This window comes from Pleurocapsa sp. FMAR1, from assembly GCF_963665995.1.
Lineage (GTDB): Bacteria > Cyanobacteriota > Cyanobacteriia > Cyanobacteriales > Xenococcaceae > Waterburya.
Map to the genome: position 1 here is coordinate 4,601,021 of NZ_OY762512.1, position 14,616 is coordinate 4,615,636.

The 14,616-nt window shown below is 39.4% G+C and carries 11 protein-coding genes; 8 read left to right on the top strand and 3 right to left on the bottom strand.

What is annotated here, in order from left to right:
- The first annotated feature begins 18 nt into the window (after positions 1 to 18).
- Both SLP02_RS22390 and tmk read left to right on the top strand, forming a co-directional pair.
- Positions 19 to 1,467, top strand: a complete 1,449-nt coding sequence (locus SLP02_RS22390) for a dihydrolipoyl dehydrogenase family protein (RefSeq protein ID WP_319422935.1) — start codon at positions 19 to 21, stop codon at positions 1,465 to 1,467.
- 161 nt (positions 1,468 to 1,628) lie between these two features.
- A complete protein-coding gene (tmk, locus tag SLP02_RS22395) occupies positions 1,629 to 2,255 on the top strand; it encodes a dTMP kinase (RefSeq protein ID WP_319422936.1) in 627 nt (208 codons plus the stop codon).
- A gap of 73 nt (positions 2,256 to 2,328) precedes the next feature.
- On the opposite strand, the gene SLP02_RS22400 is transcribed toward tmk, so the two are convergent.
- Positions 2,329 to 2,547, bottom strand: coding sequence for a DUF167 domain-containing protein (locus SLP02_RS22400; protein ID WP_319422937.1), 219 nt, complete (start codon positions 2,545 to 2,547; stop codon positions 2,329 to 2,331).
- Between the two features lie 218 nt (positions 2,548 to 2,765).
- Here SLP02_RS22400 and SLP02_RS22405 point away from each other — a divergent pair, with 218 nt between their 5' ends.
- Complete coding sequence (locus tag SLP02_RS22405; protein ID WP_319422938.1) at positions 2,766 to 8,354, top strand: translocation/assembly module TamB domain-containing protein; 5,589 nt, start codon at positions 2,766 to 2,768, stop codon at positions 8,352 to 8,354.
- Positions 8,355 to 8,486: 132 nt separating this feature from the next.
- On the opposite strand, the gene SLP02_RS22410 is transcribed toward SLP02_RS22405, so the two are convergent.
- Positions 8,487 to 8,822: a winged helix-turn-helix transcriptional regulator gene (locus SLP02_RS22410; RefSeq protein WP_319422939.1), complete on the bottom strand. Its 336-nt coding sequence runs from the start codon at positions 8,820 to 8,822 to the stop codon at positions 8,487 to 8,489.
- Positions 8,823 to 8,930: 108 nt separating this feature from the next.
- On the opposite strand from SLP02_RS22410, the gene SLP02_RS22415 reads away from it, so the two are divergent.
- The 4 genes from SLP02_RS22415 (at position 8,931) to SLP02_RS22430 (ending at position 11,938) form a co-directional block, all read left to right on the top strand.
- On the top strand, positions 8,931 to 9,116 hold the full coding sequence (locus tag SLP02_RS22415) for a CDGSH iron-sulfur domain-containing protein (protein ID WP_319422940.1): 186 nt from the start codon (positions 8,931 to 8,933) through the stop codon (positions 9,114 to 9,116).
- A 446-nt stretch (positions 9,117 to 9,562) separates the two neighbouring features.
- Positions 9,563 to 10,198: a glutathione S-transferase family protein gene (locus SLP02_RS22420; protein WP_319422941.1), complete on the top strand. Its 636-nt coding sequence runs from the start codon at positions 9,563 to 9,565 to the stop codon at positions 10,196 to 10,198.
- Between the two features lie 107 nt (positions 10,199 to 10,305).
- A complete protein-coding gene (locus SLP02_RS22425) occupies positions 10,306 to 10,770 on the top strand; it encodes a YbhB/YbcL family Raf kinase inhibitor-like protein (RefSeq protein ID WP_319422942.1) in 465 nt (154 codons plus the stop codon).
- A 43-nt stretch (positions 10,771 to 10,813) separates the two neighbouring features.
- Complete coding sequence (locus tag SLP02_RS22430; protein ID WP_319422943.1) at positions 10,814 to 11,938, top strand: alkene reductase; 1,125 nt, start codon at positions 10,814 to 10,816, stop codon at positions 11,936 to 11,938.
- Between the two features lie 559 nt (positions 11,939 to 12,497).
- Here SLP02_RS22430 and SLP02_RS22435 read toward each other — a convergent pair.
- Complete coding sequence (locus SLP02_RS22435; protein WP_319422944.1) at positions 12,498 to 13,049, bottom strand: PadR family transcriptional regulator; 552 nt, start codon at positions 13,047 to 13,049, stop codon at positions 12,498 to 12,500.
- Between the two features lie 210 nt (positions 13,050 to 13,259).
- On the opposite strand from SLP02_RS22435, the gene SLP02_RS22440 reads away from it, so the two are divergent.
- A complete protein-coding gene (locus tag SLP02_RS22440) occupies positions 13,260 to 14,567 on the top strand; it encodes an efflux RND transporter periplasmic adaptor subunit (protein WP_319422945.1) in 1,308 nt (435 codons plus the stop codon).
- Positions 14,568 to 14,616 lie beyond the last annotated feature (49 nt).

A 14,616-nucleotide genomic window follows, 5' to 3' on the forward strand; every position in this document is an offset into this window, starting at 1 on the left:
TGCTTCTAACTTGACAACATGGCAGTAGACTATGATTTGGTAATAATTGGTAGTAGTTGGGCGGGTATATATGCTGCCCAAATTGCTGTGCAGCTTCAGGCACGTGTTGCTTTGGTGACTCAGGGTGCTACAAATTATTTACCTAATGACACTTTAGTCAATCAAAATCTGAGTGAGGTAGGACGTTTAAACTATCAACTGGCTAATAATCCCTTTGCCACGGCATCAGAAACGCAATTCCCTTATGTTTCTCTCGCTGAAGCTAGTAACTGGGCAAAAGGAATTAATCAAGTCCAAACCAGCAATTCGCTATCTAGCCTGTCTGCTTTAGGAGTTGATGTAATCCAAGGCAAAGGGGAATTTTGCCGTTTACCAAATTTGGCGTTTAATGTGGGTAAGAGAAAATTGCGATCGCGTAATTTTTTACTGGCTACAGGTTCTAATTTTGTCCCTCAATCCTCAGAAGCTAACATTATTAATGACTGTTTGACTCTACGAGACTTAGGCAATCAGGATTTATCTGAATTACCTGACAAGATAATTATTATTGGTAGCGATCCGACTGCTTTAGAGTTGACTCAAGCTTTAGCCCGATTTAAAAAGCAGATTACTTTAGTTGTTCAGCAGCCAAGAATATTACCTCAAGAAGATTTAGATATTGCCATCTTGATTCAGGCGCAGTTAGAAGCCGAAGGAGTTGAGATCTATACTAATTCTAAAATTAGCCAGATTAAGGTAATTAATGGGCAAAAATGGATACAGGCAGGCGATCGCGCTTTGTCAGCCAATGAGATAATTATGGCTGATTACCGTCAGCCTAATATTGCAGGTTTGAATCTAGCGGGAGTAAATGTTAAATATGATTTACAAAAGGTTTATGTCAATCAGAAGCTACAAACTACTAATCCCCATATTTATGCCTGTGGTGATTTAATTGGTGGTTATAGTTTACCTAATGTTGCCCAATATGAAGTTAATTTAGTTCTCAAAAATACTTTATTTTTTCCTTGGTATAAAACCAATTACAACTCTGTTCCTTGGGCTGTTTTAACCCAGCCTAATTTGGCTAGGGTGGGCTTGAACGAAAGTCAGGCAAAACAAGAATACGGAGAAGATATTTATGTAGTCAGAGAATATTTCAATAACCTGACTCAGGCGCAAATATTAGATAAGACCACAGGATTGTGTAAACTACTCGTAAGAGCCAATGGAGAAATATTAGGCTGTAGTTTAGTTGGCGATCGCGCTGCCGAATTGATTGCGATCGTTGCCTTAATGATCCAAAACAAAATAAGACTAGACTGTAATCCGATGCGAGGATTGACTTCAGTATCTATTCCCACTATTTATCCAACTATGTCTGAAATATTACATCAGGCAAGTAACAATTTTTATCTGCAAAAGTTACAGCGTCATCCTAAACTATTAAATCGTCTACGAACTTGGTTTTCTATCCGTAAACAGTAGACCTCTTGCACGAATCAGAAATTATCGGTTGACAATGAGGTCAGAGGTCAGAGGTCAGAGGTCAGAGGTCAGGAATTTAAAACCAGTATTGAATGAAAAAATACATTTATGCAAGAGGTCTATTAGGGGCGATTCGCGAATCGCCCCTAAATTAATTAATAATGAATAAAAGGCTTTTTATTGTTTTTGAGGGAATCGATAGTTCGGGTAAATCTACTCAAGCCCAAATGTTGAAGAGTTATTTTTTAGCTACAGAAGAAAAAGCTGAAATTAGTTCTGAACCTTCTAATGGCATTATTGGAAATATGATTCGCCAAGCATTAAAACAAAGAATTGTCTTTAATCGCGATCGCAATTTATTTGATGAACAAATGGCTTATCTCTTTGCTGCCGATCGCCACGATCATTTATATAATGAAATCGACGGCGTATTTAAGTTAATTCAAGATAACTATCACGTTATTAGTACTAGATACTATTTTTCTTCTTTGGCATATAATTGTGAAACTGTAGACAAGTTTAACTTTATCCAACAACTTAATGCTCGTTTTCCTAATCCCGATTTAACTATATATATTGATATTCCTATCGAAATTTCGGTAAAAAGATTGCAAGAACGTTCTCTAAAAGAAATATATGAAACTAAAAATAAATTAACTAAAGTTCGCTCACAATATCAGCAGATATTTTCTAAATATAAGGGAAGAGCGATCGCTGTTGATGGAACCAAAGAACCTGAGCAAATTTATCAACAAATAGTGGAGTTTATCCAGGCTAATTTTAATTAGTTAATGTTAGTTATTAATACTTATATTAGTATAAAAAGCAATTTTAGCGACTACAAACTGTTTAGATTCTGAATTATTCAATTTCAATCAGCTTTCGCTTGCTGAATAAACCAGATTTAATTGCAACTTGTGATTGAGTAACCTGATATTTTTTTGCCAGAACTTTAATTAGCTCTTGGTTAGCCTTGCCTTTTACTGGGGAAGATTTAAGGTGAACTACTAAACTACCGTCTTCTAACTGCTCTATTTCTTGCTTGCCAGAATTAGGTTTTACTTTGACCTTAATTTTCATTTTTATAAGCTTTAATTAGAAAAGTAATTGTATTGCCAAAAAAACAATATGATTTAAGGTTGGCTATACTTGTTCTTATTAAAAAAACTAATATTGTGCAACTAATTAGGAAGATTCATTTTCTATATTCATAGATTTAAAAAACCAACCTCACGGCATATTTATTCAAAATATAGCTTTCGCTATTGGCATCTTCAGCCAGAGAATATAACCATAAAATGAAGCAAAATTCAGATAAACCAGTCAATCTGAGCAATGGTACAGCAAACTCTCCTAATCGGTGGCGTAAAATAGTTATAATTACAGCTATTTTGCTTTTAGGTGGTGCAGGTGGTGGCTTAGTTTATGGTTGGTATTTTGTGCAGCGCAAGCTAATACCTTTAGTAGAAAAAGAAACAGGAAATTATCTTCATCGTCCCCTCGAACTAGGAAATCTAAAAAGCATATCCTTTGTAGGTGCCAATTTTGGCAATAGCGCACTTCCTGCAACAGAGGATAATCCTGATTTTGTCACGGTCAAAACAGTAAAGGTTAATCTTGCGCCACTTTATTTTTTACGTAAGCGCAAGCTAAAGCTAGACATTATTTTACAAAAGCCTAATGTCTATATTGAGCAGGATAAATCAAAACTATGGACTCCTACAGATTTTGGTTCAGATGACAATTCAAACAAGCAAATTGTTGAAGTACAGTCTATTCAACTTCAAGGTGGTCAACTTTCTTTAGCTGCTTACAATACAGAAAAAGCAGCCTTAAATCCAACTGTTACTGCCGACATAGATAATATTACCGTTCGCCCTATTAATGAGGTAATTCAGTTTAATGCTGTGGCGCAGTTGGTAAAAGGGGGAAGGTTTACTGTTGATGGTCAAGGAAATAATCAAACAGGAATTATTAATCTATCTGTATTAGCGCAGCACCTAAATGCTTCTGAAGCAAGCAATTTATTGGCTTTACCGATTGAATTAAATCAAGGAAATATTGACGGTAAAATTGACGTAACATTATCTAAAGCTCCTATTCCTGAATTACAAGGAAAGCTAGATTTAAATAATGTAAGTCTGCAAATCCCTAATTTGGTTAAACCTTTTAGTCATAGTAACGGTCAGGTTTCTTTTGCAGGTACAAAAATTGAATTAGATAATATTGCCACTAAGTTTGGTCAAGTATCAGGGAAAGCTTCTGGTTCACTCGATTTAGCAGATAAGGGAAATTATCAAATTAATACCAAGATCGAACCTGTAAAAGCCAAAAAGGTAATTGATGCTTTAGAGTTAGATACACCAGTACCAATCAAAGGCAAAATAAAAGGCAACGCTAGGGTTAGAGGAACATTAGACAACCCTGTAGTGCAGTTTGATATCGCTACTGCTAGTCCTAGTCGTATCGACAAAGTAGATTTTAAAAAGATTGATGCCAATCTAGAAATAGTCGGTACAACCCTATCAGTAAAGCAATTTACTAGCTTACCCAAAACTGGAGGCAAAATTGAGGGCAATGGCAATTTACAGCTAGACGGCTTACAAAACCTAGCTTTTAATATTTCGGCAAAAAACGTTTCAGGTAAAGCGATCGCCAAAGCCTATAATAATAAACTACCTGTAGATATTGGCTTAATTTCAGGTACAACCAAAATATCTGCTCAAGCAGGATTATCCACTCTGCAATTTCGAGATGGCAAGACTAATTTTACTTTGGGTAATGGTGTAGTTCAAGTAGATAACTTAGATTATGACCAGGGTAAGTGGACATCTAAGCTAAGAACATTGGGGGTAGAATTTGGCAGCTTACCGTTCGGTAAAGGTAGCGCAACTACGATTGCTAAAGGAAAGATTGATGGCGTGTTTGAAGTTTCAGGCACAAAGGATCTGGGTAATTTGAGTCAAGTTAAAGCCCAAGGTAAGGCTAATTTAACTACCGTTGGTGGTACGGTTGCTCTACCTAAAATTGCGATCGCTGATAATAGTTGGCAAGCAGACGCTAAAACTAAGAATTTAAAACTACGGCGTTTATTTCCTGATTTGCCCAACGAGTTTAATGACAATCTTAGCGGTGACTTTTCTCTGACAGGCAATATACCCGATCGCTCTCAACCTCAGACCTTAATCAATGGCTTTGGCGATTTAGCTTTAGCTAAAGGTCAAGTCAAGGTGGATGCCTTAAAAATAGTCGATCGAGATTGGACAGCCAACGTTCGAGGAATTGACCTCAAGCTTAAACAGTTGAGTTCTACTACCCCAGATCAGTTTGCCGGCTTAGTTAATGGCAAGCTTAAGTTAGCAGGGACTACGGATAATATTACTCCAGAAGGAATTAGAGCCAACGGCAAAGGTAGTTTAACCCTGCCTCAAGGAGTTTTTGAGGCGGACAAACTAGCGATCGCCAATGGTAAATTCAAAGCCTCTGTACTGCCCCTGGGAGTAGATCTAAGCCTTTTTGCCGATCCAAAGTCGGATGATTTAAAGCTCACTGGACAACTGGGAGGACAGCTAGTAGTAACGGGCAAAGTAGATAATCTCAGTCCTACCGCCGTCGCAGCCAAAGGAAATTTGACCTTTAGCCAAGGAATCGATTTTTTAGAACAACCTTTGGGGGCAGATATAGCTTGGGATGGCAAACGGTTAGACGTGCTACAGGCAAAAGGAGATGGTTTAGATGCCAAAGGGTATATCGTACTAGACAAGTCATTTTTTAGCGATATTGCCGATAAATTGGCAGCAGTAAATTATTTTGAATTTAAAATTCCCCAAGCGCGATGGATTAACATCAAAAAGTTACGCTTGCCCCTGCCTAGCTGGGCAGCTAATTTAGACTACTCAGGAAGGGGTGAGTTTTCAGGACAAATTAGCGGGACTCCCACCGCTATAAATATTGCTGGTGATTTGGGTTTAAGAAACTTTAAAGTAGAAAATGTAGAGTTCGATCCTTTTTTAGCAGGAAATATTCAGGTATCTCCTAAAACAGGAGTCAACTTAAAGCTAGATGAAGTTTTAACTACACCTTTATTGCCGAGTGGAGAAGACTTTGGTTCTGAACCTCAGGCTTTAGATAAGATTGAGCTAGTTCTAGATCGCAATTTTTCGCCTCAAGCTTTTGCGATCGCCCATGACGGCATATCCGTTAAAGGAGAAGGTAACCAAGAAACCTTAAAATTTACCACCCAAAATATTCCTTTAAAACTGCTTAAAGCCGCAGCCCTTAAAAGCAAAGATTTTAAAATCCCAGACAGTATAGCGACTCAACCTGTAGATGGCAAATTATCAGGAGATTTTAGCTTAAATCTTGCTACCCTGGCGACTTCAGGCAAAAATGTCGTCATCGATAACCCCGCTTTAGCAAGTATCAGAGGCGATCGCCTTCAGGGAAATTTTCAATATGCAGATAATTATTTTGCCATCCAAGATGCTGAATTTCAGCAAAGAAACAGCGTCTATAAGCTCAAAGGCAATCTGATTCAAAAGCCTGATGATATTGATGTTGATGGTCAAGTCTCAATTGACGGGGGACAGATTCAGGATATTCTAGTGGCACTGCAAATTTTTGAATTAACAGATTTTAGCCGTATTTTTAGCGATCGCCTTTATGGCGACGCAGCAGATTTATACCAGCCTACTATGCCACCTAATCAGCAACCAATATTTGACGTTGGCTTAAAAGATGCGTCTGTATTTGAACAGCTACAGTTACTATCAGCCATTCAAGCTTGGCTGGCTGATTTACAAAAACAACAGCAAAGTGCTTTGATTCCTCCCATTAGAAATCTCAAAGGGACTTTCGATGGCAAGATTAATGTGTCAGGCTCTTTAAGTAATGGCTTAGATTCTCAGTTTGAATTTTTAGGTGAAAAATGGCGATGGGGTAATTTAGTTGGTGAAAAAGTTATTGCCAAGGGTAACCTTAAACAAGGAATATTGACCCTACTACCGATTTCAATTCAGCTTGAAGACAATATCGTCAAAGACAAAGCTAAAAACAAAAATAGAACATCCACCCCTACTCTCTTATTCACAGGTACGTTTGGGGGAAAAACTCAATCAGGACAGTTTAAACTAGTAGAAGTTCCCGTTAAATTAATCGAGCAGTTATTTTCCTTACCTCCAGAATTAGAATTTAACGGCTTAATCAACGCCAGTGCCAGTATCGCCGGGACTACCGATGACCCTCAAGCAAGGGGTGAAATCACCATTGATAATGCTTCTTTGAAAGACACTTCAATTCAAACTACCAAAGGCAGTTTTAACTATCAAAATGCTCGTTTAAACTTTTTTGCCAGCAGTATTATTGCCGAAGATGCCGATCCTGTAACCGTTAAAGGAAACATTCCTTATAAGCTACCGTTTGCCAAAACTGAACCAGATAGCGATCGCCTTGAACTACAGTTAAACGTCAAAGACAAAGGTTTGGCTTTATTAGATATATTTTCTGGGGGAGAATTAAAGTGGATTGATGGTCAGGGAGAAATTGCCCTAGACATTTCGGGAATTCTCGATGCCCAACAAAACCTGCCCAGAAAATTAGTCGCTCAAGGCACGGCTACTATTAATAATGCTACTGTTGCTGCCAAAAGCTTACCTAAAAACTTAATTACTAATATTAATAGTAAAATCTTTTTTGATTTAGATAATATTCGCGTTAATAGTTTTGAAGGAGATTTTGGTGGAGGCGAAATTCTCGCTGCGGGAACAATTCCTTTTAACAAGGATGTTTCCAAAAATCCGCTCACCATTGATTTTAACAATATCAAAATAGATGTACCTAAGCTATACAACGGAGGAGTGAAGGGAAAACTACAAATATTGGGTAAAGCTACAGAACCAAATATTGCTGGCGATGTAACTTTATTTGACGGTACGATTTTTTTAGGTGGTGAAGATGAGCAAAACAAGACGGTAGATAATATAGAAAATATAAATAATCTCGATCAAAAACTTAATGCCATCAATCAACGTGCAGCAGCTGCGCAAAGTATGGCAGCCGTAACTCAATACAAGAATCTCAAGCTACAATTAGGAGAAGATATTCAAATTAGCCAACCGCCAATCTTTACTTTTCTTGTCACAGGAAATCTGAATATTAACGGCACTTTTCTAGAGCCTAGTCCCGAAGGCACGATTAATTTAAAACGTGGTCAGGTTAATTTATTTACGACTCAACTCAACCTTTCTAGAGACTATCAAAACACGGCTCGTTTTTCTAATAACAATGGTCTCGATCCTTTTGTAGATGTATTACTTATTGGTTCAGCCCTAGAAACCAGACAAAGACAAGTTCCTAGCGAAGTATTGCCGACAGAAATTCCTGAAGCTTTTAATGTGGGAACGCTAGAAACCGTAAGAATTTCTGCCCAGGTCAAAGGGCTTGCTAGTCAAATCAGCAATAATAAAATTGAACTTACTAGTAGTCCTCCCCGTAGCCAAGCAGAAATTGCTGCTTTGTTAGGCGGTGGAGTTGTCGAAGCTTTGGGAAATAGCAACGGTACTTTAGGGTTAGCTACCTTGGCTGGTTCAGCCCTTTTTGGTAGCCTCAATGGAGAATTTAACAATATTTTTCCCATTGGCGAATTGCGTCTTTTTCCCACTCAAATTATTGATGAAAATAGAGATAACGATCGCAATGATGCCCTAGCAGGAGAACTTGCTTTTGACTTAATTGATAATTTTTCCTTTTCTGTACTAAAAGTTCTCAATACCGATATTCGCGCTCAGTATGGTTTTCGCTATCGCCTTGACAATAATTTTGTGCTTCGGGGTTCGAGTAATTTCCAAGATAATAGTAGGGTCTTAATTGAATTTGAATCTCGTTTTTAGGCGTTGTTGATTTTATGTGTGACTTACAAAAGAAGGCGTTGCTGAAAAATAATGATAAATCTTGCAAGATAAAGTTGAAGTTATCTGCGCCGAAGCAACACTAAAATTGAAAAGAAAATTTAACAATAAATTCTAAGTAGGAACCTTTTGCCATTTCTGAGCAACTTTATCTATCAGCATTACCACTTGGGTAAGATCTTTTCCTTTATCTGCCAAACCATAGGTTACTTGTGGAGGAATAGTTGCTTTGTAGTCTCGATAAATAATCTCCTCTCCTTCTAACTTCCGCAATCGTTCCGTTAAAACTTTCGCCGATATACCATCAATTCTGCGTCTCAACTTTCCAAAGCGAGTCGGACCGTTGTTACTCAAAACCCACAAAATTTTTAGTGTCCATTGACCCGCTAACAAGACGAGAAGTTTCTCTGATGGACACTCTAAACACTCTAAATGTTCTTCTAATAACATAGCTAGTTCATTGATAGTTATCTAGTTACTTTAAAGTACCTAGTTGACTTTTAATAGTAGTAACTTATAGTAAGTAGTGCAAGCATTTATCACTATAAAGAAAACACAATGGCTGAAACTACAAAAATTACAACTTTAGATAACGGTCCATTTCTGGTTAATGGCTCAGTTGTCCTTACTGATGCTGAGGGAAATCAATTTGACTTAACAAACAAACCTGAAGCACCTGTAGCACTTTGTCGCTGTGGTGAAGCAGTGCGGTCTTGTTGGTTTCCAGCAAAGAGCAACTGCTGAACCCGAAGGGAGGTTCTGGCTCAAGTCCTTTTTGTGACGGCTCTCACGGGAAAATTGGCTTCTCCTCAGCAGAACGAGCAGGTCAGTAACATCTAAAATTAACTTCAATTGCTAAAGTAGTTTGGTAATTAAACAAAGCAGTTGTCACAGCTAATTCAATACAGGATAAAACTTTGTAACCTGGATTTTGTATGAAGTATGTACAACCGCAACCAAGGAGAAAATAACCAATGCAGTCAGCAAATGGAGAAAGGTTAGTCAAACAACTTCATCGCATTCAACCTAGCGTAAGCCGTCATTGGGGAGGAGACAAAAATTTTAGCCAGCGTTAAAAAGATTTGCTCATCAAAGCAACGTAGAAAAATAGCAATATTTATTACTTATTTCTTAAAATAAATATGTTTTCTTGCTATTACTGACCCCACTACTTATAGATTTTATCAACTATGCCCAGTCTAATTTTTTACGGTACGCCCCAAAGTACCTATGTCCGAACCGTGCGACTGTTGCTAGCAGAAGCTAATATCAATGACTATGAATTGAAAGATATTGGTATTTTTAATGGCGATAACAAAACAGAAGCATATCTGGCTAAACATCCCTTTGGCAAAGTGCCTACGGTAGAAATAGACGGTATAACAATCTACGAAACCACAGCGATTACCTATTACATTAACCAAAAGCTAGCTAAAGGTAAGTTTGCGCCCCCCGACCTTTTGATGCAAACTAGAATGTTGCAAATTATGGCAATCATTGATAACTATCTCTATACTCCTGCTGTTGGCACAATTGTAATTCAAAACCTGATTGTTCCTAGTCAGGGAGGTGAAACAGACCAAGAAGCAGTACAAAAAGCGATCGCGCCAACTCAAAAAGCTTTAGAGGCAATTGAAGACTTATGTGTCGGTAGTCCTTTCCTCGTAGGCAGCATGATTAGCATTGCTGATTTTTATTTAATTCCAATTTTTGTTTATCTCGAACAAACACCACAGTTTGCAGCCGTTACAGTTAACACGCCCAAGTTAAAAGCCTGGTGGGAGGAGACAAAAATTTTAGCCAGCGTTAAAAAGATTTGCGCCTAGAGTCAGTAAGTAGGGTGGGCAAACTAAAGTCGAACCCTTTAGGGGGTCTTCTCTCATTTTTGCCGACTAAATTTGCCCACCGTATTAAGTAATCAGTAATCAGTAAAATGAAATTAAGACTCAAAGATTTAGAGATCACCAGCCCTGTATTTTCGACTTTATCAGCTATCCCCAAACTTTATACCAGTGATGGAGAGAATGTTTCCCCTGCTTTGCAGTGGAGCAAAATACCGCCAGAAACTAAACAGCTTGCATTGATTTGTCACGATCCTGATGCACCTTTACCTTGGGGATTTACTCACTGGATTGTTTACAATATTCCCGCCGACATTACCGAAATAGAAGAAGCTGGGGGAGATCTATTTACCGCAGGGGTTAACAGTTCTGGCAGCAAAGGTTATACAGGGCCTGCACCTCCATCGGGACACGGTGTTCATCACTATTATTTCTGGCTTTATGCTTTGGATAAATCTTTAGACCTCAAGGCTGGATTAAATCGAGAAGAATTACTAGATGCGATCGCCGATTCAATAACAGCACAAGCCAGATTAGTCGGAATTTACGAACGTTAAACTATTCAATTTTGAAACCATTCACTAGACTTTATCGTTAATTATGACTTCAACAATAAACATTACTAATCTTCTCAGTCCTCTAAATGTAAATAAAGGTCTATCCCTAAAAAATCGAGTGGTAATGGCTCCCATGACTCGCTCGCGTGCTGGTGCAGAAAGAATGCCTAATGCTTTAATGGCAGAATATTATGCTCAAAGAGCAGGTGCGGGTTTGATTGTTACTGAAGCTACCAGCATTTCCCCACAGGCAGAGGGTTGGCAACATAGCCCTGGTATCTATACAGCAGAGCAAACTGAAGCTTGGAAACAAGTCGTCGATGCGGTACACGCTAAAGGTACGCCAATCTTTTTGCAGCTTTGGCATACAGGAAGATCCTCTCACAGCAGTTTCCAAGAAAATAACCAGCTTCCCGTAGCACCTTCGGCAATTAAAATTGAAGGGGATGGAACTCATACAGCAAAAGGCAAACAGCCTTATGAAACCCCTAGAGCTTTGGAGACTGGCGAAATTCCTCAAGTCGTAGAAGATTACCGCAAAGCAGCCGCTAATGCCAAAGAAGCTGGTTTTGATGGAGTAGAAATTCATAGTGCTAATGGCTATCTAATCGATGAGTTTTTGCAATCTAAAACCAATCATCGTACTGATAAATATGGTGGAAGTATAGCCAATCGCTATCAGTTTTTAAAAGAAATTGTGGAAGCTATTTTAACCGTATGGGATGCAGAACAAGTAGGAGTCAGACTTTCCCCCAATGGTGTCTATAACGATATGGGATCACCCGATTTCCGTGAGACTTTTACTTATGTTGCTCAACAATTAAACAGCTATGATTTGGCATATATACATTTATTAGATGGTTTAGCTTTTGGTTTCCACGAACTAGGAGAACCAATGACCCTAGCAGAATTTAGAAAGGTATATGATGGGGTGCTAATGGGTAACTGTGGTTACGATCGCAACTCGGCAGAAAAAGCGATCGCTTCTGGCGATGCTGACTTGATTGCCTTTGGTAGACCATACATTAGCAATCCCGATTTGGTTGCTCGTTTTGCTAACAATTGGGAGCTTAATCCTGATGCAGAGATGGCTATCTGGTATTCTTTTGATGCCGAAGGTTATACCGATTTTCCCACATATCAAGAGTCTAATTTTGTTTCAAGTTAATATAGGAACGTCTAATGTGAATTAGCGGTCAGACCCCCTAAAGGGTTTAGCAGTTCCTTCGCCCTCAGCAGTCGCTCTTTGTTGGAAACCAACAAGACCGCGCTGCTTCGCAAGTCGGGAAACCCGCCCAACGGACTGCTTCACCGCGTCGCCGTCAGAAGTCAGACCCCGCGTCGCTCGCCTGTTGGGGACGTGACGACCCTCCCCAAAGCCGAGGCAACGTGGGGCGAACCTCTTCGCCCCTTTAAGTGCCGTCTTCCGTAAACATTAATCATGATTTCACTCATCAGTTGATTTCTAATTATTTAGACGAAGAATTGAATCTGCTTGAGTTAAATTCTCAAAAAAATCTTTATTTCTCTTGAAATATTGGACTTTTTATAAGCTGATAGTCAAAAAGTCAATTCACATTAGGCGTATAGCAAGAGTATTGAACCTACATTCGGCTGTTTCTAGAACATCAGAAACAATTAAAAGTCTGGCGCAGGGATAAGATAGTAGCGACGGCAAGACTTGCTGAAAACTGCAAAATATGTCGTCCTAATTTATAGTTCGATTGCTATAAATAATTTACAGTAGAGTTTTCATTCGATTGTGTAGTGGGCTGTTCTTTGAGAATTTGTGCTTTTAACCATTCGATTTCAAAGCGGAGATTGGCTAGATGACGTTGTAAAGCGATCGCTTGATAGGGGTCTTCGGTATCTTGCTCAACCAATTGTGATTCGCGTTTTTCAAGCCGTAATTTACAGGTCATTAAACGAAACTGCATCAACTTAATTCGCTCCTTTGGTTCTAGTTGACTAAAGAAAAAGAATTTGATGATAAAACGAGAACGACTGTTAACCCAGCTTTCACGGGGATGCGCCAGCATTGCTTGTCGCCAGCGATCGCGTCCTGACTCAGTTATTTGATATACTTTACGATTTGAGTCACCATCTACCAATTTTTGAGTTTGAATATATCCCTGTTTTTCCAGTCGCTTAAGCAGTGGATAAATAGCACCGTAATTGACGCTGATACAGCCACTCATAAATCTTTCTAACTGTTGTTTTAAAAGATATCCGTGTAAAGGTTTTTTGAGTAATAGACCAAGCGCAGCTAATTCCAACATTTTTGGTTACTGTCAATACAAACAATACTTAATATAAAATTGATATAATTGCTAAGAATATCACTTTGATATAGTTTGATTCAACGATAACGAAATTGAATCGCTACTGCCTGCTTCAGTTTCGTAAAATTTATGTCTCTCAGATTTTCCGCAATTAAATATACTTATCAATTGCCATATTGGTCGATCTTGATACCTGGAATACTATTATTGCCTTCAAGTTGTGGTTTATTACCTCCTGGAGATGCCCAAATTGAATCTTCTAGTCCTCAAGAAAAATCTGCATCTGTTGATGTGGCGGTAGCTCGTCAAGGCTCATTAGAAAAAGATACCGAGTATGTGGGTACGACTTTTCCAGTACGAGAAGTTTCCTTGCGATCGCGCATTGAAGGACAAATATTAGATATGACAGCAGACGTAGGCGATCGAGTAGAGCAAGGTCAAGTAATGGTACGAATCGACGATTCAATTTCAGCATCTACGGTAGTGGAGGCAGAAGCCCAGGTTGCTGCCCTCCAGTCGGAAGTAGCCAGTTTAGAAGCAAATGTAAACGATGCCCGCGCCCAGGTCGAACAAGCACGACTAGAGCTAAAACAGACGCAGTCTGATGCTGCTAGAACCAGCCAGCTTTTTCAACAAGGGGCGATTTCCGAGCAAGAAGCAGAACTAGATAGAACAGCGGTAGGTACGGCAGAACAAGCATTACGCTCTGTCCAACAGCAAGTAGCCAATCGCTCATCTGCCGTAGTAGCTGCTCAACGTCGCGTGGCGGCACAGGAGGCATTAGTTGCCCAGGAGCAAAAAAGACAGTCATTTACCGTGTTGACTTCTCCTGTAACTGGTTCGGTATTGGAAAGAGTTTTAGAACCAGGAGATTTGGCACAGATAGGTGATGAAATACTGAGATTAGGAGACTTTAGCCAGATTCAGGTACAGGTACAGATTTCCGAATTAGAATTAGCAGAGATTCGGGCGGGACAGACGGCGCAGGTACAGTTAGATGCCTTTCCCAAACAATCGTTTAAGGGAAAAGTGACGCAGATTTCTTTGGCTGCCGATGCTACTGCCCGTTTGATTCCTGTGGAAGTGACTATCCCCAACAGCGATCGCCGTATTGGTAGGGGGTTACTGGCGCGGGTTAATTTTGGTCAACAGAGCGATAAAAGGGTAGTTGTTCCCGAAACAGCAGTTGCGAGACAGTCCGTTGCGGTGAAGCAGTTCGTTGGCGGGGTTTCCCCGCTTAAAGAAACTGTCGAGGGTCAGGTAGCCTCAGAAAAGGTAAAACAAAATAATTCCGACTCAGATACTGCAACCATGTTTATTCTCCAGCGAGAGGGAGAAAAAGCTATAGTTACAGCCCGCAAGGTAAAACTAGGCGATCGCGCTAATTCACGGATAGAAATTCTCTCTGGACTAGAACCAGGAGAAGAATTTGTTGTCCGTAGCAGTGGCGATTTACAGAATGGCGATCGGGTTCGTCTTAGCTTTATATCCGAATCACCACAATCTGAATTATAAGATTCCAGCTTCTAATTTTATGTACGGGCGAACGGTCGTTCGCCCCTTC

Bases quoted from the DNA above. Each gene is read 5' to 3' on its own strand.
- SLP02_RS22390 (WP_319422935.1), top strand. From the start codon at position 19: ATGGCAGTAGACTATGATTTGGTAATAATTGGTAGTAGTTGGGCGGGT.
- tmk (WP_319422936.1), top strand. From the start codon at position 1,629: ATGAATAAAAGGCTTTTTATTGTTTTTGAGGGAATCGATAGTTCGGGT.
- SLP02_RS22400 (WP_319422937.1), bottom strand. From the start codon at position 2,547: ATGAAAATTAAGGTCAAAGTAAAACCTAATTCTGGCAAGCAAGAAATA.
- SLP02_RS22405 (WP_319422938.1), top strand. From the start codon at position 2,766: ATGAAGCAAAATTCAGATAAACCAGTCAATCTGAGCAATGGTACAGCA.
- SLP02_RS22410 (WP_319422939.1), bottom strand. From the start codon at position 8,822: ATGTTATTAGAAGAACATTTAGAGTGTTTAGAGTGTCCATCAGAGAAA.
- SLP02_RS22415 (WP_319422940.1), top strand. From the start codon at position 8,931: ATGGCTGAAACTACAAAAATTACAACTTTAGATAACGGTCCATTTCTG.
- SLP02_RS22420 (WP_319422941.1), top strand. From the start codon at position 9,563: ATGCCCAGTCTAATTTTTTACGGTACGCCCCAAAGTACCTATGTCCGA.
- SLP02_RS22425 (WP_319422942.1), top strand. From the start codon at position 10,306: ATGAAATTAAGACTCAAAGATTTAGAGATCACCAGCCCTGTATTTTCG.
- SLP02_RS22430 (WP_319422943.1), top strand. From the start codon at position 10,814: ATGACTTCAACAATAAACATTACTAATCTTCTCAGTCCTCTAAATGTA.
- SLP02_RS22435 (WP_319422944.1), bottom strand. From the start codon at position 13,049: ATGTTGGAATTAGCTGCGCTTGGTCTATTACTCAAAAAACCTTTACAC.